The organism is Comamonas sediminis (assembly GCF_041107495.1).
GTDB classification, from domain to species: domain Bacteria; phylum Pseudomonadota; class Gammaproteobacteria; order Burkholderiales; family Burkholderiaceae_C; genus Comamonas; species Comamonas sediminis.
This window is the reverse complement of sequence record NZ_JBGBDC010000005.1, coordinates 394148-416752: the sequence shown is the minus strand read 5'-3', so window position 1 is coordinate 416752 and position 22605 is coordinate 394148. Positions and strand designations below refer to the sequence as shown.

Here is a 22605-nt window from a genome sequence, read left to right as displayed (position 1 = left end):
GCGGTCAGTGCTCCAGCGCCGCAGCGGCTGCGGCAGACGGTTCAGCCGCGCCATCGCCATGCAGGCGGTAGGTGGTGAACTGGCGGTTGATGGCGGGCAGCGGTGCAATCTCCATGATGCCCAGCGCCGGCTCCATCACGATCATCGCGACGGTGGCGGTCAGGTTGCCGCCATCGGCAGGCCGGGGCGGGCGGCATACCGCGTAGGGCGAGAGGAAGTCGTCAAACAGCGCCTTCTTCAGCGATTCGCGGGTCAGCAGGCGGCCCTGCTCCTGCAGGATCTTGCGCACCCGCCAGTCGCGGTAAAAGCTCTCGGGCACATGGGGGATGCCGGTGTCGCGCAGCTTGGCCAGCGCCACCGGGCTGACCCAGTGGTTGGCGTGCACGATCATGCCGTCCTCGGGGTAGAGCGGGAAGGCCTCGTCGGGCGCGCATTCAAAGTCAATGCCAAAGCCCGCGGCCGATGCCACCATGATGTTGTTGGAGCAGGACTTGGGCGTGGTGGCCACGGCCTTGGCGGCCAGCGCAAAGTGCTCCTGCTCCAGCACCTTGCGGCGGATCAGGCCCAGCGGAATGCCCAGCTTGGTGTAGTCGCGCTCGCATTCCAGGTAGTTGGCGGTGATGGAGATGCCTGCGGCATTGAGGCCGCTGCGGGCCAGGCCGCCGGCTTCGACAAAGGTCAGGTAGTCGGGGCCATGGTCCTGGCGCACGCGCAGCACCACACCGGTCTCGGCGCATTCGGCGCGCCAGTCCCAGTTCTGGCCATGGATCAGGTTGCCCGAGGCGCTGCGCTCGGGCAGCAGCATGGCGCCGGTGCAGCCGTCGTCGAGCTCGTCATCGACCGGCTTGGTGGACTGGGCGCGTGCCAGGGCCACTACCTCGGTGCGGGCATTGATCATCACGATGTCGTCCAGCGCGACGCCCGAGCCTTCGGCAATGCCGCGCATTTCTTCGAGGTAGTTCTCGTCAAAATCGGCGATCTTCTGGGCGTACTCGGCGATCAGCGCGGCCTTGTGTGCGGCACTGATGCCGTACTTCTCCAGCGCGCCGCCATAGAGGGCTGCGCTGCGGGCAATGCGGTCTTTGAGCGCCGCGCCATACTGGCGCCCACGGGCTTGGGGGGCGCCAGACAGCGTGACGAGTGGAAACGGCGACATCTTTTTCCTTTTGTGTTTTGTGAACTTTTAATACATTAATTTCGTGGTCATTGACTGTCAATTTGTTTTTTATAGAATCAAACAAAACTTAGGGAAACTACGATGAAGGATGCTGCCAAGACGGGAAGCCTGGCGCGTATGCTCGGGGCTGGCCGGCAAAAACAAGAGGCTGCGCGCCGCCGCCACTGCCACCGCATTGCGCAGACGCGGGCCGCAGCAGCACAACCCAGGGGAGAATCGGTTTGAAGCAATCGCTGAGTTCTTTGCAGATCGACGTCGCGCGCAAGCTGACGGCGCTGATGCATGCTGGCCGCTGGCGCGTGGGCGACCGCATCTCCGACCTGCACCTGGCCGATGAGCTCAAGGTCTCGCGCACGCCGGTGCGCCAGGCGCTGATGCTGCTGACCGCCCAGGGCCTGGTGGCCTACCACCCGGGCCGGGGTTTTCGGGTCGAGCGCGTGCCCGATGGCGATGATGCCCTGGAGCAGCTGGTGCCCCCCTCCGACGCCGAGGCGCTGTACAGCCAGATCATGAACCACCGCGCCAGCGGCCAGCTGGCTGGCGAAGTCTCCGAGGCGCAGCTGGTGGAGCTGTTTGGCGTGACCCGGGGCGCCGTGCGCCGCGTGCTGATGCGCTTTGCTGCCGAGGGCCTGACCGAGCGCCTGCCTGGCCACGGCTGGCGCTTTACCGAAAGCCTGGACAACCCCCAGGCCGTGCACGAGAGCTATGACTTTCGCTTGATCGTCGAGTGCGGCGCGCTGAAGATGGCCGGCTTTGCGCCCGATCCCGAACAGCTGCAGCAGCTGTTTCGCGAGCAGTCAGACATCTTGCAGATGCCGGTCGAGCAGCTGCGCCAGGATGTGTGGTTCAAGGCCAATGCGAATTTCCATGAAACCCTGGTGTCCTGGTCGCGCAACCGCTTTCTGATCGAGTCGGTGCGCCGGCAGAACTCGCTGCGCAAGATCTCGGAGTTCGCGCACTTCAGCCACCTGAGCGAGCAGCACATCCGCCAGGCCTGCACCGACCACCTGGGCATTCTCAAGGCGCTGAAAGAAGGCGATGCCGACTATGCCGCCGCGCTGCTGCGCCGGCATATTTCGCGCTCGGCGGAAATCTAAAAACAGGTTCTTAACAGGACCTAGGTTTTTTCCAGGTCCAGCTTGGGCGCGCGCAGCTCGTTCTCGCTCATGCCCCGGCGCCAGTAGGCCACGATCAGCTGCTCCTGCTTGCCCAGGCCCAGGCTGTCCACCGCCCATGCGCGCAGCGCCTGCGCGGTCGCAAATTCGGCACCTACCCATAAAAAGCGGCTTGCGCCTGCGGTGGTTTGCGCGGCGGTCCAGTCCAGCGCTTGCACGGCCTGCTGCAGTTGCTCGCCGGTACCTGCGGGCGCGCCTGCGCGGTAAAGCCAATGCCACTGCATGCCGGGCGGCAGAGGGATGTTGATCGCATCCTGCGGGTCTGCGATCTCGCAGACCACATGGCCGCGTGTGCTGGCGGGCAGCTGCTCTGCGATGCGCGCCAGCGCGGGCAGTGCGCTGTCGTCACCGGCCAGCACCATCCAGTCGGCGATGCGGGCCGTGCGGCCACCGGGTTTGAGGATCTCGACCCGGTCGCCGACCTGCGCCTGCTGGGCCCAGCAGGCGCCCGGTCCGGCATCGGCATGCAGCAAAAAATCGATCTCCAGCCATTGCGCATCGGCATCGAAGGCGCGCACGGTGTAGACGCGTGTGCTGCTGGCGCCGTCGCGTTGCGGCGACGGAAACACCAGGCGGCAGTGGATGTTGTCGTGCTGGCAAAAGGGCGCCAGCTGCGCGCCGGCAAAGCGGATGCGGCGGTAGCCGGCAGAGGGGGAGCAGAGGGAGAGAACCTGGAGCGTGGAGGGCATGCCGCAGTCTAGAGACGGTACGAGAGGGGAGGCCGCTGGACCCGAGCGGGTGGCCAGCATCGGAGGGTCTGGCGGCCATTATGCGGGCGCGCCTTCCCTTATTCCGTCTCGCGCGGCGCTGCCCATGGCGCCGCTGTGGGCTCAGGCGTGGTTCAGGTCGAATCTGCCTGCAGGTTGTTCACCCGCCAGCACCTGCAGCAGGTTGCTGGTCGCCATCTCGGCCATCGCGTGGCGCGTCTCGTGCGTGGCCGATCCGATATGCGGCAGCGCCACCACCTTGGCATGGGTGCGCAGGGGGGATTCGACCGGCAGCGGCTCGGTGGCAAACACATCCAGGCCGGCGGCGCGGATCTGGTCGGTGTCGAGCGCATGCAGCAATGCAGCCTCGTCGACGATCGCGCCGCGCGAACCGTTGATGACGATGGCGCTGGGCTTCATCATGGCAAAGGCTTCGGCGCCCAGCAGGTGCTTGGTCTCGGGGGTCGAGGGCACGACGGAGACAACAAAGTCCGCCTCGCGCAGCAGTGCATCGCGGGCGACATAGTGCACATGGCCGGCCAGCGCGCCCAGTTCGCTCTCGGGCACAACGCTGCGGTTGTTGTAGAGCACGCGCATGCCAAAGCCCAGCGCCGCGCGCCGGGCCAGTGCCATGCCGATGCGGCCCATGCCCAGAATGCCCAGGGTCTTGCCATGCACATCCCAGCCAAACAGGTCCTCGCCAATATTGCGCTGCCATTGGCCGGAGCGCACATACATCGCCAGCTCCGGAATGCGGCGGCTGGTGGCCATCAGCAGTGCAAAGATGGTGTCGGCCGTCGTCTCCGTCAGCACGCCCGGCGTGTGGCACAGCGCAATGCCGCGCTCGCGCAGCGCGGCCAGCGGGTAGTTGTCCACGCCCACCGAGATGCTGGAGATCACCCGCAGCTGCAGTGCTTCATCGAGCAGCGCATCGGTGATCGGGTAGCTCGACCCGATCAGTGCCTGGGCCTGGGGCAGCGCTGCAAAAAAGGCATCGCGCTGTGCAGCCACGCGGGGGTTGGCCACGGTCACATTGTGCGCGGCTTGCAGGCGGGCCAGTTGGTCCTCGGGCAGTTCACGAAAAACCAAAATCTGGTGGCGGGTGCTGGTCATTGCTGCTCCTGGATGCGTTGAAATCAATAGCCGGCGGCGGTCAAGGCTTCGCGGGTTGGCAAGCCTTCGGAGTCGCCCAGCACCTGCACCTGCAGCGCGCCAATCCAGCAGCCGCGCTTGACGGCATCGGCCACCGAGCGGCCATCGAGCAGGCCGCTGATGACGCCCACCGCAAAGGCATCGCCGGCGCCCACGGTGTCCACCACCTTCTCGACCGGGCAGCCGGCCACATAGCCGGTGCCGGCCTGGGCGTCATCGTAGTAAGCACCTTCTTCGCCGAGCTTGACGACCACCAGGCTGGCGCCCTGGTCGCGGTAGAACTTGGCCACCGCTTCGGGCGTCTTGTGGCCGGTCAGCAGCTCACCTTCGGCCAGGCCGGGGAAGACCCAGTCCGCACCAGCGGCCAGCGCATTGATCTCGCGGCGCATCGTGGCCTCGTCCTGCCACAGGGTGGGGCGCAGGTTGGGGTCAAAGGAGATGGTGCTGCCAGCAGCGCGGGCGATCTGCAGGGTACGCTGGGCAGTGGCCAGGCTGGTCTGCGAGATCGCGGCAAACACGCCGGTGGCATGCAGGTGGCGGGCCGAGGCCAACCAGGGCTCGTCGATGTCGGCGGGGGTCATCAGGCTGGCGGCCGAGCCCTTGCGGTGGTATTCCACCTGCGGGTCGCTGCCGTCATCGGTGCGGCCCTTGATCTGGAAGCCGGTCTTCTGCGCCGGGTCCAGCACCACATGCTCGCAGTGCACGCCTTCGCTCTTCATCTGGTTGATGAGGTAGCGCGCCATCGAATCGGCGCCCAGGCGGCTCGCCCAGTGGGTGTTGAAGCCCAGGCGCGCCAGGCCGGTGGCCACATTGATCTCGGCGCCCGCAATGCGCTTGGTGAAGAACTCGGCGTTCTCCAGCGGGCCGGCGCGGTCGGCGATCAGCAGCATCATGGCTTCGCCAAAAGTGGCGATGTCGAAGGTCTTGGTGGTCATGGCCGTGTCTCTCTTGGGTGCGGTGGGCTGTTGGTTTATCGGGGACTTAGCGGGCTTGCAGTGCCGTGGCATCGCGCAGCACGGCCAGCTCCTGCCGGGTGACGGCGACCAGGTCGTCGCCGATCAGCGGGTACTCGATGGCGCGGGGTGCGTCGCTGGGCAGCGCGCGCAAAATGGCGCGCCAGGCGGCGGCCGATTCGGCCAGCGGCACTGCTACCCATTTGGCCGGCAGGCGTTGCACGCCCTTGGCATGCACATAGGCCACGCGGCTGCCAAACAGCTGCGCCGCTTGCAGCGCGCATTCGCCCAGGTAGTGCCAGTTGCCCATGTCAAAGGTCATCGGCAGCGGCAGGCCGGCGGCATCGGCCGCGGCAAAAAAGCGCTGCAGTGCCTGCACGGTGCCGGCGGCCGTGGTCTGGTCGTTTTCGATCAGCAGGGTCAGGCCCGCGCCCTCGATGGCGCTCTTCAGCGCCGCAAAGCCCTGGGCCGAATGCGCGACCGACTGGCTGGCAAAGCCGCCGATCGACATCTTGAGCCAGGTGGCCCCCAAGCTATGGCTGGCGGCGACCGCGTGTTGTACGGCAGCGGTGTTCAGGCTGCCGTCCATCGCAAACAGCGGCTGGGGGCAGGAGTAGACCAGGTCCAGCTGGTGGTCGCGGCCATAGGCGGCCAGCGCGGGCAGCTCTTCGGCGGGGTTCAGCAGCAGCTCTTCGCGCACTTCATAGCCGTTGGCGCCTGCGCGGTGCGCGAGCTGGGCAAAGTAGAGCTGGCCGTGGCGGCGCACTTCGGCATTGCCAAAGGAGGTGAGGGAGATCAGGGCGGGCGAGCCCGCGTTTTGCAAAGACAAGGCCATGGTTTTCGTATTTTTTGGCCGCTTACGCCCGTATACCAAGCGTTGACAGCTATTGATAAGTGAGCAAACAATCTGCAGTAACTTCGCACGTTCTCAAAAACTGGCGCGGCCCATCGGCGCACACCGAGCAAGGGCCGCCCCGCAGCGAAGGTGGGGTCCCCCTCCCGCGTAGCGAGAGAGGGGGAAGGCGCGAAGCGCCTCAGGGGGTGTTAGTGATTACTCAGGATCTGGCCCAGGAACTGCTGGGTCTTGGGGTGTTGGGGGTTGTCAAAGAACGCAGCCGGTGGGCCTTGCTCGATGATCTTGCCGTCGGCCATGAAGATCACGCGGTCGGCCACGCTGCGGGCAAAGCCCATTTCATGGGTCACGCAGAGCATGGTCATGCCGTCTTCGGCCAGGCCGATCATGGTGTCCAGCACTTCCTTGACCATCTCGGGGTCGAGGGCCGAGGTGGGCTCGTCAAACAGCATGATCTTGGGGGCCATGCACAGCGCACGGGCAATGGCCACGCGCTGCTGCTGGCCGCCCGACAGCTGGCTGGGGTACTTGTTGGCCTGGTCCGGAATGCGCACCCGCGTCAGGTAGTGCATCGCGCGCTCCTGCGCCTCGGCCTTGCTCAGGCCGCGCGAGCGCATCGGCGCCAGCATGCAGTTCTCCACAATCGTCAGATGCGGGAACAGGTTGAACTGCTGGAACACCATGCCCACTTCCTTGCGGATGGTGTCGATGGCCTTGCTGTCACCGGTCAGGTCCATGCCGTCCACGGTGATCTGGCCCTTCTGGATGGCTTCGAGCCGGTTGATGCAGCGGATCATCGTGGACTTGCCCGAGCCCGAAGGCCCGCAGATGACGATACGCTCGCCAGCACGCACGTCGAGGTTGATATCGGTCAGCACCTGGAAGTTGCCATACCATTTCTCGACGCCTTGGAGGCGAATGATGGGTGCTTGCGAGGGGGTCGTCATAAAGCAGTCTTGTCGTGTGTGATGAGCGTTTGCACGAGGCGGGTTTGATGCGCGGGACGGCCAGCTAGGGCCGCCCCGACGCAAAGGCCGTCGTCCCCCTTCCAGGGGGAAGGCGCGCAGCGCCTCAGGGGGTTAGTCCAATTTCGGCAGGTCGGCGCCCAACCACTTTTGGTACAGCTTGTTCAGCTCACCATTGGCGGTGTTCTTGGCGATGAAGGCGTTCACGGCTTCGGCCACTTCGTCCTGGCCAGGGCGCAGGGCGACGGCCATGTTCTGCTGCAGCAGCTGGAACTTGTTCTCGAACTGGCCCGCAGGGGCGCGCTTGGCGATCTGGGCCGCCACGGTCACCGAGCAGCCGATGGCATCGACCTGGCCCGACAGCAGGGCTTGCATGGCCGATGCGTCGTCGTCAAAGCGGCGGATTTGCGTGCCTTCCGGCGCAGCCTTGGTGACGGCCACGTCCTGGGTGGAGGCACGTGCCACGCCCACGCGCAGGCCCTTGAGGTTTTCCGGGCCCTTGATGGCGGTCTTGGTGGCGCCGTACAGCACGATCGATGCGGCCGAGTAGGGCTTGGAGAACAGCACCTGCTTGGCGCGCTCGGGCGTGATGGCCAGCGAGGCGATCAGCATGTCGACCTTGTTGGTCAGCAGAAAGGGGATGCGGTTGGGGCCGGTCACGGGCACGATGTCGGCGGTCACACCCCATTCCTTGGCCAGCAGCTTGGCCACATCGGCGTCGTAGCCATCAGGCTGGTTGCTGCCGTTCAGGATGCCGTAGGGCGGGAAGTCCACCAGCATGCCGATGGTGATCTTGCCCTTCTTCTTCAGATCCGCCAGCGACTGGGCCGATGCGGTCAGGGGCAACAGGGCGCTGGCAGCCAGGGCGGCAGCAGCGGAGGTGAAAGTGCGGCGGGAAATCTGCATGCTCATGTCTCCTAAGGGTTTATAAACGCGGCAAGAAGGGAAAGGGATTAATACAGGCCAAACGTAAGAAGCACCAGCGTCGTTGCAGCAGGGCCCATCGGCGGGACGCCGAGCAAGGGCCGCCCCGCAGCGAGGGCGTCGTCCCCCTGGGGGGAAGGCGCGTAGCGACTCAGGGGGGTGTTCATCTTGCTTGGCGCTTCTCAAGGCGGCCCGCCCACAGCGACAGCGGCCAGCACAGGATGAAGTAAACGGCACCGACGACACCAAACACCAGCATGGGCTGGAAGGTGGCGTTGTTGATGATCTGGCCAGCGCGGGTGATCTCGGTAAAGCCGATGATGGCTGCCAGCGAAGTGCCCTTGATGATCTGCACCAGGTAGCCCACGGTGGGGGCCACGGCAATCTTCATCGCCTGGGGCAGCACGACAGCGCGCATGCGCCAGAAGTAGGACAGCGACAGCGCATCGGCCGCTTCCCACTGGCCGCGTGGCACAGCCTGGATACAGCCGCGCCAGATTTCGCCCAGGAAGGCGCCGCTGTTCAGAATCAGCGCAGCCGCCGCTGCAATCCAGGGGTTGATCTCAAAGCCCAGAATGGGCGCGCCAAAGAACACCAGAAACAGCTGCAGCAGCAGCGGCGTGCCCTGAAAAATCTGGGTAAAGGCGGTGGCAATGCCGCGCGCCAGGCCGTTCTCTGACGTGCGCGACAGCGCAATCACCAGGCCCACCAGGGCGCCGCCGATAAAGGCGATCAGGGACAGGGCCACGGTCCACTTGGCCGCTTCCACGATGAACCACAGCTCGGGCCAACCAAAAGTACGCATTTCTTGTTCTCCGAGTTCAGCGACGGTCTGGGTAGTTCAAGGCCATCTGATAGATGAGCTTGAACAGCAGGTTGAAGGCCAGCGACAGCAGCAGGTAGATGGCGGCTACGACGATGTAGACCTCAAAGCTGCGGAAGGTCTCGGACTGGATATTGGCGGCCACCGAGGTCAGGTCGTCGGCCGAGATCACGGACACCACGGCCGAGCTCAGCATCAGCAGGATGAACTGGCTGGTCAGCGCCGGGTAGATGGTCTTGAGCGCGGGCTTGAGGATCACGAAGCGGAAGATTTCCCAGCGTTTCAGATCCAGCGCTAGGCCGGCTTCGATCTGGCCCTTGGGGATGGATTCGATGCCGGCGCGGATGATCTCGGTGGCATAAGCGCCCAGGTTGACCACCATGGCCACCAGTGCGGCGGTTTGCGGCGACCAGCGCAGGCCCACGGCCGGCAGCGCAAAGAAGAAGAAAAACAACTGCACCAGAAAGGGCGTGTTGCGGATCAGCTCGATGTAGGCATTGATGACAAAGCGCAGCGGCGCCGGGCCCGAGGTCTTGCCCCAGGCACAGACGATTGCGACGGCCAGGCCGATGATCATGGCGAGAAAGGACAGCTGGATGGTCACCCAGGTGCCCTGCAATAGCTGCGGCCAGGCTGCCAGGACCTGGTCGAATTGGAACGTGTAGTTCATGGCGATGCGGCGCGTTTGAAACCGGTTTCAGTAGCGCTGCAGTTTAACGGAAGGTTACGGAACGATTACTAGGGTTTGCCCTAGTTTGGTGCGTAACGCCTTTTTTAACCGTTGTAAATCAATTACTTGGCGATTTTGTCGAGCCGCGCACAATGATGGTGCCTGGTAACTCGACTGTTCGGGCGGGGCTTTGCAGGCCCTGGATGCGCTCGATCAGGCAGGTGGCCGCCGCCTGCCCCAATGCATCGGTGGGCTGGGCCACCGTGCTCAGGCCCGGGCCCACCAGCGCGGCCCAGTCGGTCTCGTCCACACCGATGATGCCCAGCTCGCGCCCGGGCACCCAGCCCAGTGCATGCACGGCAGTGGCCACGCGCAGGCTGGCCACGGCATTGCCGGCCAGCACGGCAGGGCGGCGGCCGGCTTGCTGCGCCTGCTGCTGCCAGTGCTGCAGGTGCTGCTGCAGGGCGCTGGCACCGTCGGCGGTGCTTTCCCACACGCTGCCCTGCATGGTGGGCGCCTGGCTTTGGATGTAGCGGGCAAAGGCCTGCTGGCGCGCGGTGCGCGAGCTCACATCGGCAATCGGCTCGGTCACCAGCAGTACCTCGTCAAAGCCTTGCTGCTGCAGATGGTCCATCGCGATCTGGACCACGCCGGGGTTGTCCACGGTCACAAAATCAGCGTCCAGCCCTTCCTGGAACCGGTCCACCAGCACGATGGGTTTGCCGTGCAGCTGCGCGTCCTGCCAGAGCTGGGCGCTGGTGTCCACGCGGTTGAGGATCATGCCGTCGAGCTGGTAGGCGGACAGCGCATGCATGGCATCGCGCTCGCGCCCGGCCTCATTGCCCAGGTTGAACAGCACCAGCAGGTAGCCGGCGGCCTGGCAGGCCTTTTCTGCGCCCTGCAGCACTGCGACCGAGAAGGGGTTGGTCACATCGGCCACCGCCAAGCCGATCAGGCGGGTGCGGCCATGCTTGAGCGCCTGGGCCATCGGGCTGGGCCGGTACTGCAGGCTGGCAATGGCCTCCTGCACGCGCTTGGCCATGTCGGGGGTGAGGATGTCGGTACGGCCATTGAGGTAGCGCGACACCGTGGCCTTGGAGACCTGGGCCGCCAGCGCCACATCGGCAATCGTGGCCCGGGCCTTGGCAGGGGCCGCAGGCTTGGCTGCGCCGGGCGGGCAGGGGCGCGATGGGGTGGCGGTGGGCGCAGGCTTGGGCACGGGGCAGTCCAGGGTGGTCGTTACGGTAGCGATGGTAGCGCCGAACCGCACGCCTGCCGCGTTGGCCGGCCTGCGCGCGGAGGGGGGCAGTCGCGCAGGTGCGACCCCGGGAGCCCGGTTGGTGCCGGGCGTTTGCTGCATTGCAAAAGCGGCGGTTTTCCGATTCTCACCCTGTGGATAATTTTGTGCAATGTTCCCGTTGTTGCGCGAGAAACTCCCTGCAATCTCCCTCTAGGAAAGAAATGCACACCGGGAAGCCGGTTTCTGTGGATAAGTTAATTTCATAGCAACTTAGTCAACTGCTGTGTGGGCATCAAGGAGGCAGTCAATAAAGGCCTGCGCCACACGGCTCGGAGCGGGCGATAAGCGCCACATGGCCACGAATTGGCAACGGTAATGGAAGCGTTCTGGCCGTACAGCCCGCATCAAACCTTGGTTTTCAAAACTGGCCGCGTAGTGGTCGGGCAAAAATCCCAAAAAACACCCGGACAAAATCAAGGTGGCAATCGACTCCTGGTCAAACCCGGTGGCTGCGCGCGGCAGCCGCACGCTGTGGCTCAGCTCCATATTGGGCGAGTGGTAGCCCAGGCCGGCAAAGGGGTAGCTGCGCAGCTGCTCCCAGTCCAGCGCCTGGTGCTGCTGCTCCCACAGGTCATGGCCGGCGGCGCAGTACAGCTGCATGTTCTCGGCAAACAGATCGCGGTAGACCAGGCTGGCCGAACTGCGGTGCGCCGGGATGATGCCCACATGAAACCGCCCGTCCATCAGCCCGCGCTCGATCGCGTTGATCGAGCTGACGTGCAGCTGCATGTTCACATCCGGCGCCTGGCCGTGGAACTGCGCAATCGCGCGGTGGATCTGGGCCTGCGGGTTGCTCACCGTCTTGTCGAAGATGGCGATCTCCAGATTGCCGCCCATGCGGGCGTGGATATCGTCAATGCGGCTGCGGAACAGATCGACGCCGCCGAGCAACTGCAAGGTGGCCTCGTAAACCTGGTGGCCCTCCGGCGTCAGCGCAAAGCCCGCGCGCCCGCGCCGGCACAGCACCATGCCCAGGCGGGTTTCCAGGTCCTTCATGTGGCGGCTCAAGGTCGACGTGCCGATGTTGAGCTCCAGCTCGGCGGCCGACATGCCCCCGCACTCCACCACGCTCTTGAAGACCTGCAGCAGCCGCAGATCCATATCGCTGAGCTGGCCCAGCACCGCGCGGGCGCGGCGAGCGGCGGCAGGGGGGTGGGGCGGGGAGGCAAACACGGGAGGGCGGGCAGGCATCCGCATAGCTTAGCGGCTTTGGGCGCTGCCGCCCACGGTGTTTACAGAAGCTGTTTAGCGCACGCCTACCGCTGCGCCACGGAACAGCTTGCTGTACTCACGCGGCTGGCTGCGCCAGTACTGGCGCGGTGCATCCACCTGCGCGCCCAGGCTGGCGGCCGCATGCCAGGGCCAGCGCGGGTCGTACAAAGCAGCGCGGCCAATGGCCACGGCATCGGCCTGGCCCGAGGCCACAATGTGCTCGGCCTGCGCAGGCTCGGTCACCAGACCGACGGCAATCGTGGTCAGGCCGGTGGCCTGTTTGATGGCCTCGGCAAAACCCACCTGGTAGCCCGGCTGCACGGGGATCTGCTGGGCGGTCGACAGCCCGCCCGAGGACACATGGATGGCGCTGCAACCCAGCGCCTTCAGCCCCTGGGCCAGCGCGATCGAGCCATCGATATCCCAACCACCCGGCGCCCAATCCGATGCCGAGATACGCACCCACACCGGTTTGGCCGCAGGCACGGCCGCGCGCACGGCGGCAAACAGCTCCAGCGGGTAGCGCAGGCGGTTCTCCAGGCTGCCGCCGTAGGCATCGCTGCGGGTGTTGGATAGGGGCGAGAGGAACTCGTGCAGCAGATAGCCATGGGCCATGTGGATCTCGATGCCATCGATGCCCAGCGCATCGGCCGCCTTGGCTGCGGCCACAAACGCGTCCTTCACCTCTGCCAGCTCGGCAGGAGTCATCTCGGCCGGCGGCACCTCGCCCGCCCCATGGGCAATCGCCGAAGGCGCCTGCGCCACCCAGCCCCGGGGCGCATCGGGCGCAATCTGCGCCGCGCCTTCCCACGGCAGGTGGCTGGACGCCTTGCGGCCCGCATGGGCCAGCTGGATAGCGACAGGAATGTCCGAAAGCTTGCGCAGCGACCCCATCAGCCGCCCCAGCGCCTGTTGGTTGTCATCGGAGTAGATGCCCAGGTCCTTATCGGTAATGCGCCCCACCGCCGACACCGCCGTGGCCTCCAGCACCAGCATGCCCGCGCCCGACACGGCTAGGCTGCCGTAGTGCATCAAATGCCAGTCATTGGCATTGCCGTCCTGCGCCGAGTACTGGCACATCGGGGCGATGACGATGCGGTTGGGGAGGGTGAACTGGGACAGGGTGAGGGGCTGGAACAGCTGCGAGGGGGTGGCGGTGCTGGCGGGGGTGAGGGATGGGTCGGTGGTTCTTTGCATGGGGGGTGTCCGGTTGGTTTGCGCTGTGGAGGTGGATGGCCTGTGCGTCACAGGTTGTGCACGGAGGCTGCATCGACAGATAGCTGGAACGGGGTAAAGCGTATTCCTATATTCCAACCTGGGTGCTGTGGGGGGATAGCTAAGGGTTGACCCCTTGGGGACATGGGCGTCGGCAAGCCGCGCGAATCCAGCCTGGTCGCCATCGCACTGGGCAGCAAACGCCGCATGCGCCGCGCCCAGTTACCTGGCCAAACACCCTGCGCCCCGCGTACTGAGCCGCCAGTGCGTCACCACCACCGAGCTGCAACCCTGGACCTTCCAAACCGGGCAGCAGGAGCACACGCTGCGCGTAGCTGGCCGCCTCACCGTCAACAGGTTTGAGGGCATCCACGCCGCCTGCATGGTCGGCGCGGGCATTGCGCTGCTGTCGAGCTGGTACAGGGCGGAATACCTGCAATCAGGCCGCCTGGTCGCCATCGCGCTGGAGGATGCGCAGCTCCAAGGAGCTGGCGGTGTGGGCGGTTTACCCGACGCGACGGCAGGTGCTGCCTATGGTGTGGGTGTTTGTGGAGGCGATGCGGGGGGTGTTAAGAGGGACTGAGGATGATGGAAAGTGAGGCTAGGAGTGGATATGTGGCTGAAGGTATGGCTGCATTGCAGCGATTGCCGTCGTACGGATGCGACGCCAAATGCCCGCTTACTTTCGCGAAGGAGTCATCTATCTTTTCGATAGCCACCAGCCGTCCAAGCGATCACGGGGGCTGTCTCCGGCTAGGTGCTGAAATTTGTTACAGTCTGCAAATCAAATTTAGCAGCCATATCTGTTGCTGGTTGCGCGCGCGGCTCGCCGCGAAGGAGGCTGGGGTGGCAGGCCCGCATCACGTGGGAGCGGGTCGCACACATCGAATTCGCTCCCCAATGAACATCAGTCGCCAAGACCAAAAGAATCCAAGGAGAACCCTTTGAGTAGAGCCAGAACGATCCAGGTGAGTGCACTAAACATCACGATGCACAGCCCGCATTCGCCACAACGTTACGTTGATCTCTTGAACTGTGCACTGAACAGAAGGAAGATCTTCAAGCAGGGTGAGATTCACGCCTTGATGCTTGGCTCGCTAACGGGTACTGCAAGTGCTGTCGATAAGAATGAACTTACCGGTGAAGTTTTCCGATTCGTAAAGGTGGATGCGGCGGAGCCCTGGTTCAACTCAGCAACGTTGAAGCAAGCAACGGATGATGACCTTGATGACATCAGCATACCGCAGCACCTCTATGCACACATGCAACGGATTCAATTTGTCTTTCTCCCAAAGGAACACCAGCTCTGGTTTGCCAGCGTAGACGGAAAAAACAGACTAGGGCCGCTCAAAGCCGAGAGTTTTTTTCCATGATTTGCTGACCGAGGCTACAAGTTCTCAGAATGGCCCACAGGTGGATGTCACGGTGATCCCGGACAAGTCAGCTCTCGATGAAATGTTTGCGCTTCACAAACTGAGCCGCATCACCATGCAATTCAAGCGGCCGAACCCTGATGACGTAGGCTCCGTAGCGGCACGCATCAAACAGCGGATGCAGGATCAACGTGTTGCTACCGTGAACGAGGAGCTCATCGCTGAAAAGGGCGAGAGCATCAAGCCCGACGCAACCACGAGAGTCGAAGCAGCAGTCGCAGCAATGAATGGCTATGTAGAAGTTGTCGGTAAAGATGAACTCGGGATGACAGTCACGGACTCGACCGTGAATAAGCCCCTGAGAATCCCGGTTAAGGTGAATCCGAACACAGAGACCACAGTAGCAGCTCTTTTGCGCGCTCGGACCAACCATTGACGACCCTTGCGGGAGAGCAGATGTACGACACCACATTCGAGATCATCAGGACCTATTGGGCCGCCTATGGCGGAATAAGAGCGCTTCTGAAGTCGTTTTACTTATTGATGGCGGCGATCCTTCTTGCTTTGACGTTTAGGATTTGGGTCACACCGATTCAGGTGGCTCCGGGGCAGTGGAACGCTTGGTGGGACCAATCCATTTCCATCTTGCCCAACCTGCTTGGATTCACCTTGGGTGGCTTCGCAATTTTCATCGGGTTTGGAGACGAGAAATTCAGGATGCTGCTGGCCGAACCTCAGCCTGGTGACGAAATTGCCCAAAATGACTACGTGCAGCTTTGCGCCACTTTCGTACATTTCATCATCGTTCAGGTAGTCGCTCTACTCGCGGCCATTCTCTGCAAGTCGTGGTGGTTCTACGCGGATTGGATGGAGCCACTGAGACCCGCTCTCCCGTGGCTCAATGCACTGGGAGGCCTGCTAGGCTACGGCCTCTTTCTGTATGCGCTCACCTCGGTGCTTGCCGCAACAATGCACGTCTTCCGCATGGCAACTCTATACGCCGAGTTCCAGCAACCAAAAGGCTAATACCCAGAATAGATCCGTAGCTGATAGATGGGGCGGGCTGAGCGGGTCAACCAACGGCGCACTCCACTTAGCACCCACTGCGCGCAGCAAAATGTCGCAGGGTCGTGTCAAGATTTGATAAAGCTTGCCGCTCTAGTACTGACTCTCGGCTAACGCAGATCTCATCGCGAGTTGCTTGACTGGCTGTACCCAGCCATAAGTGAATCGCCCCAGCTTTCATGGTGGCCGGTTGGTTTAAGTCGTGCCGCTATCGTGGCGGGCTGACTGGCGAGTTGCCGGTAATAGTTTGCCTCAGCTTCTGCAGGCGGGATGTCCCGATGGGTTCGAGCAGGCGATGATGGTTGAACAAGGACACCCATTCGAGTGCCGCGAACTCCACCGCCTTCTTGGTCTTCCACAGTGCCTGGCGATGGATCAGCTCGGCCTGGTAGAGGCCGTTGATTGTCTCGGCTAGAGCGTTGTCATAGGAATCGCCTTTGCTACCGACTGATGGCTCAATGCCGGCCTCGCCCAGTCGTTCCGTGTACCGGATGCTGACGTATTGCGAGCCGCGATCGGAGTGACAAATCAAGCTGCCGTCGCGCTCGGGCTGATGGTTGTACAGCGCTTGGTCCGAAGCATCGAGCACGAAGTCCGTGCGCATCGAGCAGTTGGACCCGCCAGCCCACGATGCGTCGGGCGAACACATCGATCACGAAGGCGACGTACAGCCAGCCTTGCCGTGTCGACACGTAAGTGAAGTCCGAGACCCTCAGTTGGTTTGGTCGCTGCGCGCGGAACTGCCGGTTGACCCGATCCAGCGGGCACGGCGCTCTGGAATCGCTGATCGTGGTCTCCACCACCTTACCGCGCATCACGCCCCGCAGTCCCAGGCACCGCATCCGCCGCTCGACTGTGCAGCGCGCCACAGCAGTGCCCTCGCGCGCCAGTTGCCTCCAGACCTTGTCGGCCCCTTAGACCTGCATGTTCGGCTGCCAGACGCGCTGAATCGCCGGCATGAGGGCATCGTCGCGTTGCGCCCTGGCGCAGCTCCCGTGCGGCTCGCGCAGCAGTGCCACGTGCCGCCGATAGCCCGACGGGGCGACCTACAAGACCTTGCAGATCGGCTCGACCCCGAAGGTGTCACGATGCTTGTCGATGAAATCCCTCAGGACTTCAGTCGGCGGTCGAGCTCCGCCTGGGCGAAAAACGCGCTCGCCAGCTTCAGAATCTCGTTAGCTCGGCGCAATTCTTTGACCTCGCGTTCGAGTTCCTTCATCCGCTGGGCCTCGCCGGTCGTCACGCCTTCTCTAACGCCGTTGTCGACCTCGTCGCGCGTAACCCATTCGTTCAGCGTCTGCGGAACACAGCCGATCTTCGGTGCAATTGATTCGATCGCCGCCCACGGCGACGGGTACTCCCCACGGGGCTCCTGCACCATCCTCACCGCGCGCTCACGCACCTCAGGTGAAAACTTGTTCGACTTCTTCATGGCTCAATCCTCTCAGAGTGTTGAGCCTTCACTAAATCCGGGGCGATTCACAAACGACCAGCGTCAGGCAACTACTTCGTCTCTTACTCGCTGGCACGCAGCTGGCAGGTGGTGGCGCACAAGTAGTTCGTTAACCACGACGACAGTCCAGCCACTGGTTCCAATCAACTTCTCGAACATCTCCTCATCCAACGGGACCTCACCCGACAGCGGCGCCGCTAAAAGGACGGCTACCTTGCTTCCGTTTGCGCGAGTTGCCACCAATGGAACGGTTCCGACATTAGGCACGACTACGTTCCTCTCGTATATCTCCCCGTCAGCCTGTTGGACCAGCGCACTCATGAGTAGCCCGGTGGCGGCGCCAATCCGCGCCGCGTCAAAGCCAGGGATGTCACCCGTCTGGAGATGTCCCAAAAGCTCCGCGCCTACATGACGGTCGAGAAGCCGATGCTCAATCTTGTTCTTGAAGCTCCTGAGGCATCGATAGCAGGACGAATCGCAGCTCCCAGGACAGTTACGGACTGCATCTAGGGCAAGCGACAAGAGGCGTGGTGCCTCCAGTGAGGCTAACCTAGAGAACCCTGCACCGCCGGGAAGTGTGTCGTACAAGAATATCTCCGCTTGAAGGCCTTCGCGACCGAGCGAATCCTCCGTGATTGCCGGCCGGTACTCGGCCAGAACCTCGCCAGGTTCTACGCCGAGCATTGAGGCGGCAGCCTTTGCCAATGCCTCGCATGCGGTCCGAAGCGCCACGTTTGTTGGGTAGGTTCCAGGCCGCAATTCCAAGGGCCTGGCCAGGCGGAGCGAAAACAGCGCTACGTCGGTAATGAACTTTGTCCCAAGAACCAAGTTCTTCGTCGCGTGCATACCATCGCAGTCCGGTTCATCGTCCGGGAATGGCTTGGTGTGCTGACCCCGAAGCTTTGGGGCTGGGTCTGTGTAAGCTTCTATGCACCCACACCATGAGCAATAGGTGTACCCCTTCTTCTCTGGTCCAGTGTTCGACACCAGCAGGTGTGGACGCGACGAATAGACCCGAACGCGCTCGTTGACATCGAGCCACGCCGCAGTCTCAGCAGGCGTCGGAATCATCAGCTTTGCACGAGTCGCATAGGCCGTGTCCGGCGAATCGTCAGGTGACGTGACTGGAGCGCGGTTGTACGGATGGGCGAACCCTGGGGGCCGCATCCAATATTGGGCTGGCCCAAAAGTCTCTGTGTCGCCGCAGGCGATGCAGTTGCTCACTGTGCCCTTGGGAACTATCGAGACGTCCTTCGTCTCGGCGTAGCCGCAGGTGCTGCACTCCCTATAAGTCATTCGCTCCTTGAATGCCTTCGTCCGCTCAGACCGTATTGGCGAGTAGACGGCCGCAGAGGTGTAGCACTTGTTCGCAATCCACACCTCCTTACCAGGCGCGTACTGAGACAGTGCAATTGGCAGACTCTGGCTTGGCGAGAACCTAGCTATATGCCTGAAGCTGTTTGAGCGTTCATCGAAAACTGTGAAGTTCGCAACGTCTGTCGGGAACGCGTACCGGGGGAGCACTCCGAAGTACAGCAACCGGTTCAAGAGCGTGGCGGGCGCCGCATCGACCGTTGGGCGCTCCTCACCTTCCTCAAACCCGTTCTCGCCGGCATCGACGTCACCTTCCTCGTCTGACTCCTTCTCGTTCCTTGGTGCCTCATCGTCGGCGATTGCTGTGTCGACTGCTTCCAGACAGTCCTCGGCCATGCTGGCCACAAGCCTCTCCTTAAGGTCGCCCAGCTCAACCGGTAGCCAGTCGCGAAGTGACTCTTGCAAGCGCTCCTTGTTCTCGCCGAGCCATGCCTCGAAGTCCAGGCGATTCAGTCGACCTGTATCTGACTTGAAGTCATGCACCGTGCCGAGGACCGAGAAAAGGTCGTTGGCTTCCCCAGGATTCACCTGGAGAACCCGCGACTGGTGGTAGGACTGTAGGAGGAACGCGCGCACGTGACGTTGAGCGATATCGGCATTGGCCAGAGCCAACTTGGGGTCGACAACGCTGCCACTAACCATCGCTTGAGGATTGGAGAAATAGTGTTCATCGTGGCTGTCGGCACTTCCGAAAGAGACCACCGTTGCCACCGCATTCCCACGACGACCTGCACGGCCCGCGCGCTGCTGATAGTTGGCCCGACCGGGTGGCATGTTCCTCAGTGCAACGCCTGAAAGCGCGCCGATGTCGATACCGACTTCCATCGTGGTCGTACTCGAAAGGACATCGATTGCCGTCGGGTTCTGAATGATGTCGTTCCAGACCAGTTCAACGTCTTGAAAGAGCAGTTCATGCTCCTCCGCTCGAGAAAACGCCTCCTCGCTACCTGCCGAGTTCAATTGAGCCGTGTGCTCGGCAGCGATGAGTGAAAGTAGCGGCGCTCCAGCCTTGGTCTCGATGACGGGCTTGCGGTAGTTGCCCTTTCGAGCTATGAAAGCTTCATCCGAATCTGGGTCCAGTACGGAGACGCGACTACTGCCGCAGTCAAGGCAGCGATGTAGTCTTGAGACAGGTCGATGAACCGACGTGCAAGTAGCGCAACGCTGCCAGGCTCCACCAAATCTCAGTGCTAGATTGCTGGCAAGGATTCGACGCTGACTCGCCTCGACCTGCTCCGTAAGTTCGGCCATTAGCTTCGGCAGCCATTCATTCGTGAAGCACTTGACCGAGTTCTTGTCATTCAGGAACTTCTTCAGAGGCTCAAAACTTCCCTTGTGCGACTGAACCGATGTTCCGGAGGACTTTGGCCGCTGCCACCATAGCTGCGGCATATCGCGCATCCAAACTCCGCCGCTGGATGCCCGCCACCAGCAGCGCAGCCATGCCTCTACGAGCTCGAGCTTCTCATTGGAAGTCTCAGCAACGCCTGTAATCGCCGGAAGCTCGTAGAGCTTCTTTAGCTTATCCCCTCTCAACGAGAGAGAAGCGAACGCCAACGGCTCAAGGCCTAGGTGCTTGTCGAACAGGGATTTGTAGATGTCTTCGAGCAGCGAAGAAGGCGCCTTGTTCGCCTTCATATCAATCCACAGGTCGAATAGGACTTCGTCATCGATGCTTCCATCTGCCCTGACGGCCGCCCGCACCGTGTCGACGGCCGCAATTGATTCCCCCGGAATCAACTCCGGTCGCAATCTGACGTTTCTTGTTGCCGCTGCGAGCAGCACCGCCAGGTAGGCATCATCTAGACTAAGCTTCGGTCGAATAGCCTCGACAGCTCCCAGACGCTCGAAGCCCAATACGAGCATTGGTCGCAGGGCGTCTCGCGTGGAGTACATCTGCAAGTTCGGCGCGAGTCTTGCCGCAACTTGCCGTGAATCTGAGAACACAAGCACTTTGCGCCCTTGCAATGGAGCAAAGGCACTGCCCTCCTGCTGGCCTGGCGGCTGCACGTGGAGCTGGCGGGCTACAAGAGTCTGGAATGGCTGGTCACCCTTTGTCTGGTGGTCCTGCACGGTTGAATGACCGAACGCAGCAAAGCCGCCGCACATTCCGCACGGTACAAATTGCCCCCTGCTTTCTACGCGTGTGTCACGATTGCCGTCCTCGTCCGCCGCACTCGAACTTCTGTCCTTCCTCAGAAAGACCTCTCGAGTTCGAGAACCGCCATTTTTTGGGTCCAGCGCAGCCGTCACCAGGTCGAGCGTTTTCAGTTCGACGACGTCGGTCTTCAGCGGCTCCGTCTCGAGCAGCAAGTCCAGCGGGAGCAAAGGTTCAACCTCGCCAGTATTCAGCTTGAGCTTGCTCCCCGCATGACTCCAAAGATGGCGCGGGGATTCAACGTTGTCCGTGTAACCTCGAGCATAGGAAGAGCCACAGTTTCTGCAAGTGAAGTACTCGAGCACTTGAGCATCGCAACCACAGCGTTCCCTCGGTTGCGCGTACAGCTTCCCGCAACTACCGTTGCGTTCGTCCTCCGCGAGCTCACTGCAAGCGGCATCCAGGCAAACCCATAGTCCTGGCAGCCCTCGGAAGAAGTTGTGAACTCGGCAGGGCAATAGACCGGCTGCGAATGCCGTTGGCCTAGCAACGCTACTAAGTGCGAGAAGCGACGTCACGGCTCGGTCGCGAATATCCTCTGCCACTCCAGGGAACACAAGCCCGCCTAATTCTTCTAGCGGCGTCGCATTTCCCATAGTGAGATTTATCAACTGCCCAAGCGGAGGAAACTCAGCCAAGGCATTGAAAAGGTCGCGCTCGACATCATTGGACTCCTCAGTACCGAGGTAAGCCAGCAACCTCTTTACCGCAAGCTTGCGAAGAGTCGGCGCGCCATAGAAGGCATCCAAGTCGACGGCCGCAAGAATCTTGGCGTCGGCCTCTGAACCAACGGTCGCAAACTCAGCAGTCGCAAGGTCTCCAGTTATGGGCACGAAGGAGTCCGACGGTGCGCCGGAGAGCTGTGCCCCGAACGAGGGGGCGTAGTTCTTATCGTCAAAGCTTGCGGTCGCGCAAATGACCTGCAATCGCTCAATGCCAATCCCAAGCCGTGCCCGCAGGCGACGGAGTAGAAGACCAACCTCTGCCCCAGGTGCGCCCCGATACAGATGCGCCTCATCCAGAACAACCAGGAAGGTCTCATTCGGATTCCGCTTCAGCCACTCTGCGGTCTTGTCGAACACCGCCCGTTCGATTGGCCGCATGAGCATGTACTCAAGCATCGAATAGTTCGTGACAAGCAGGTCTGGCGGAGCGGACTGCACCTCATGCCTTGTGACAAGCTCAACGTCAAAAGGTTTGGTTACTGCCCTCAGAGGCTTCTTGTCCTTATCTTCCCAAAGAGAATTCTTTGCTCCGAACCAATCCACCAAGTCCGGCTTAGCTGGCCACTTCCCACGGGACTTGAGCTCGTTTTTCAGTCCAACAGCTAACTCGTGCTTTGGGTCATCGGCATTCTTCGTCGCTCGCTCGAGGTCCACATAGAACTCTTCAAATGACTTCAGCCGGGTCTGGTCCTTCTTTCGCGAACGGACACCAGCATAGGGAGTGCGACTCGTGTATCGAGCGAATCTTGCCGGTCTTCCCGACCACTTGGTGAACAGGTTCGCAAGACGAGGGTCGCCGAACATTGCCCGCATGCGACCAAGTTGGTCATTGACCAGTGCATTCATGGGATACAGGACGAGCGCCCGCATCGCATGCTGTTCCCCAAATACCTTCGGTCGTTCAGAGGCTTCGCGCGCGAGCTTGCCCAGAATTGGAAGCAAGAAAGATTCCGTCTTGCCAGAGCCCGTGCCCGTCATGATGACGAGATTTCTGCTCTCGACCAGAGTCGAAGCAATTGACTTGACCTGATGCGTGTATGCAGGGTCGTGAATTACCCTTGGCAGGCCTTCGCTAGCAGTAGACAACAGCTCGAACGCTTCTCTTGCACCCGCAGATAGACCCTTGATTTCACGAAACATTCGCCCCGGGCGGTACTTGGGTGTCGATTCAAGGTAGGGAACCTGGTGGATTACGCCGGGCAAGTCGAGGAGACTTCGCCGTTGGCTGATGAGCTTCGGGTCCGCGATGTGGTACGTGGCTTCAATGTAATCCTTGAGCGATACGTGAAGCTGCTCGATGGTCTCGTGAATCGTTGAACTCAATGTTCTCT

Annotated in this window: 18 protein-coding genes, 1 pseudogene and 1 other annotated feature; of the genes and pseudogenes, 5 read left to right on the top strand and 14 right to left on the bottom strand. The window is 62.2% G+C overall.

The window, feature by feature from the left end; all coding sequences use genetic code 11:
* Window positions 1-4: 4 nt before the first annotated feature.
* Window positions 5-1156 (bottom strand): C45 family autoproteolytic acyltransferase/hydolase, encoded by a 1152-nt coding sequence (locus AB7A72_RS13950; protein ID WP_369460330.1) that lies wholly within the window; start codon window positions 1154-1156, stop codon window positions 5-7.
* Between the two features lie 242 nt (window positions 1157-1398).
* On the opposite strand from AB7A72_RS13950, the gene AB7A72_RS13945 reads away from it, so the two are divergent.
* Complete coding sequence (locus AB7A72_RS13945; protein WP_312414622.1) at window positions 1399-2274, top strand: GntR family transcriptional regulator; 876 nt, start codon at window positions 1399-1401, stop codon at window positions 2272-2274.
* Window positions 2275-2294: 20 nt separating this feature from the next.
* Here AB7A72_RS13945 and AB7A72_RS13940 read toward each other — a convergent pair whose 3' ends face one another.
* From AB7A72_RS13940 to AB7A72_RS13890, 11 genes are all read right to left on the bottom strand, one after another.
* Entirely contained in the window at window positions 2295-3041 is a 747-nt protein-coding gene (locus AB7A72_RS13940) for a siderophore-interacting protein (RefSeq protein WP_369460329.1), read from the bottom strand.
* Between the two features lie 141 nt (window positions 3042-3182).
* On the bottom strand, window positions 3183-4172 hold the full coding sequence (locus tag AB7A72_RS13935) for a 2-hydroxyacid dehydrogenase (RefSeq protein WP_369460328.1): 990 nt from the start codon (window positions 4170-4172) through the stop codon (window positions 3183-3185).
* A gap of 23 nt (window positions 4173-4195) precedes the next feature.
* Window positions 4196-5146: a sugar kinase gene (locus AB7A72_RS13930; RefSeq protein ID WP_369460327.1), complete on the bottom strand. Its 951-nt coding sequence runs from the start codon at window positions 5144-5146 to the stop codon at window positions 4196-4198.
* 46 nt (window positions 5147-5192) lie between these two features.
* Window positions 5193-5999: a sugar phosphate isomerase/epimerase family protein gene (locus tag AB7A72_RS13925; protein ID WP_369460326.1), complete on the bottom strand. Its 807-nt coding sequence runs from the start codon at window positions 5997-5999 to the stop codon at window positions 5193-5195.
* A 209-nt stretch (window positions 6000-6208) separates the two neighbouring features.
* Window positions 6209-6964: an amino acid ABC transporter ATP-binding protein gene (locus tag AB7A72_RS13920; protein WP_369460325.1), complete on the bottom strand. Its 756-nt coding sequence runs from the start codon at window positions 6962-6964 to the stop codon at window positions 6209-6211.
* 132 nt (window positions 6965-7096) lie between these two features.
* The gene (locus AB7A72_RS13915; protein ID WP_373449255.1) at window positions 7097-7888 is read right to left on the bottom strand and encodes a transporter substrate-binding domain-containing protein; all 792 of its coding nucleotides are present in this window, start codon (window positions 7886-7888) and stop codon (window positions 7097-7099) included.
* 181 nt (window positions 7889-8069) lie between these two features.
* Window positions 8070-8711, bottom strand: a complete 642-nt coding sequence (locus AB7A72_RS13910) for an amino acid ABC transporter permease (RefSeq protein ID WP_312526389.1) — start codon at window positions 8709-8711, stop codon at window positions 8070-8072.
* A 16-nt stretch (window positions 8712-8727) separates the two neighbouring features.
* Entirely contained in the window at window positions 8728-9399 is a 672-nt protein-coding gene (locus AB7A72_RS13905; RefSeq protein WP_230774108.1) for an amino acid ABC transporter permease, read from the bottom strand.
* A 118-nt stretch (window positions 9400-9517) separates the two neighbouring features.
* The gene (locus AB7A72_RS13900; protein ID WP_369460324.1) at window positions 9518-10618 is read right to left on the bottom strand and encodes a LacI family DNA-binding transcriptional regulator; all 1101 of its coding nucleotides are present in this window, start codon (window positions 10616-10618) and stop codon (window positions 9518-9520) included.
* 291 nt (window positions 10619-10909) lie between these two features.
* Complete coding sequence (locus AB7A72_RS13895; protein WP_407064981.1) at window positions 10910-11896, bottom strand: LysR family transcriptional regulator; 987 nt, start codon at window positions 11894-11896, stop codon at window positions 10910-10912.
* Between the two features lie 48 nt (window positions 11897-11944).
* Window positions 11945-13108 (bottom strand): NADH:flavin oxidoreductase/NADH oxidase, encoded by a 1164-nt coding sequence (locus AB7A72_RS13890; RefSeq protein WP_369460323.1) that lies wholly within the window; start codon window positions 13106-13108, stop codon window positions 11945-11947.
* 154 nt (window positions 13109-13262) lie between these two features.
* Between AB7A72_RS13890 and AB7A72_RS13885 the strand changes: the two genes are divergently transcribed.
* From AB7A72_RS13885 to AB7A72_RS13870, 4 genes are all read left to right on the top strand, one after another.
* Window positions 13263-13709, top strand: a complete 447-nt coding sequence (locus AB7A72_RS13885) for a LysR substrate-binding domain-containing protein (protein WP_369460322.1) — start codon at window positions 13263-13265, stop codon at window positions 13707-13709.
* A gap of 361 nt (window positions 13710-14070) precedes the next feature.
* Window positions 14071-14499, top strand: coding sequence for a DUF4747 family protein (locus AB7A72_RS13880; RefSeq protein ID WP_369460321.1), 429 nt, complete (start codon window positions 14071-14073; stop codon window positions 14497-14499).
* 40 nt (window positions 14500-14539) lie between these two features.
* Complete coding sequence (locus tag AB7A72_RS13875; RefSeq protein ID WP_369460320.1) at window positions 14540-14935, top strand: DUF4747 family protein; 396 nt, start codon at window positions 14540-14542, stop codon at window positions 14933-14935.
* 20 nt (window positions 14936-14955) lie between these two features.
* Window positions 14956-15525 carry a hypothetical protein gene (locus tag AB7A72_RS13870; RefSeq protein ID WP_369460319.1) on the top strand — a complete coding sequence of 190 codons (570 nt, stop codon included), beginning with the start codon at window positions 14956-14958 and terminating at the stop codon, window positions 15523-15525.
* Window positions 15526-15785: 260 nt separating this feature from the next.
* On the opposite strand, the pseudogene AB7A72_RS13865 reads toward AB7A72_RS13870, so the two are convergent.
* Together AB7A72_RS13865 and AB7A72_RS13860 are read right to left on the bottom strand one after the other, a co-directional pair.
* Window positions 15786-16996 (bottom strand): annotated as a pseudogene (locus AB7A72_RS13865) (IS3 family transposase); the annotation flags it as partial.
* Window positions 16602-16718: a sequence feature (AL1L pseudoknot), on the bottom strand. Its footprint overlaps the pseudogene before it by 117 nt.
* 63 nt (window positions 16997-17059) lie before the next feature.
* Entirely contained in the window at window positions 17060-22597 is a 5538-nt protein-coding gene (locus tag AB7A72_RS13860; RefSeq protein ID WP_369460318.1) for a DEAD/DEAH box helicase, read from the bottom strand.
* Window positions 22598-22605 lie beyond the last annotated feature (8 nt).

Coding starts and splice junctions, on each gene's coding strand:
- AB7A72_RS13950 (WP_369460330.1), bottom strand. CDS start 1,156: ATGTCGCCGTTTCCACTCGTCACGCTGTCTGGCGCCCCCCAAGCCCGT.
- AB7A72_RS13940 (WP_369460329.1), bottom strand. CDS start 3,041: ATGCCCTCCACGCTCCAGGTTCTCTCCCTCTGCTCCCCCTCTGCCGGC.
- AB7A72_RS13935 (WP_369460328.1), bottom strand. CDS start 4,172: ATGACCAGCACCCGCCACCAGATTTTGGTTTTTCGTGAACTGCCCGAG.
- AB7A72_RS13930 (WP_369460327.1), bottom strand. CDS start 5,146: ATGACCACCAAGACCTTCGACATCGCCACTTTTGGCGAAGCCATGATG.
- AB7A72_RS13925 (WP_369460326.1), bottom strand. CDS start 5,999: ATGGCCTTGTCTTTGCAAAACGCGGGCTCGCCCGCCCTGATCTCCCTC.
- AB7A72_RS13920 (WP_369460325.1), bottom strand. CDS start 6,964: ATGACGACCCCCTCGCAAGCACCCATCATTCGCCTCCAAGGCGTCGAG.
- AB7A72_RS13915 (WP_373449255.1), bottom strand. CDS start 7,888: ATGCAGATTTCCCGCCGCACTTTCACCTCCGCTGCTGCCGCCCTGGCT.
- AB7A72_RS13910 (WP_312526389.1), bottom strand. CDS start 8,711: ATGCGTACTTTTGGTTGGCCCGAGCTGTGGTTCATCGTGGAAGCGGCC.
- AB7A72_RS13905 (WP_230774108.1), bottom strand. CDS start 9,399: ATGAACTACACGTTCCAATTCGACCAGGTCCTGGCAGCCTGGCCGCAG.
- AB7A72_RS13895 (WP_407064981.1), bottom strand. CDS start 11,896: ATGCGGATGCCTGCCCGCCCTCCCGTGTTTGCCTCCCCGCCCCACCCC.
- AB7A72_RS13890 (WP_369460323.1), bottom strand. CDS start 13,108: ATGCAAAGAACCACCGACCCATCCCTCACCCCCGCCAGCACCGCCACC.
- AB7A72_RS13870 (WP_369460319.1), top strand. CDS start 14,956: ATGTACGACACCACATTCGAGATCATCAGGACCTATTGGGCCGCCTAT.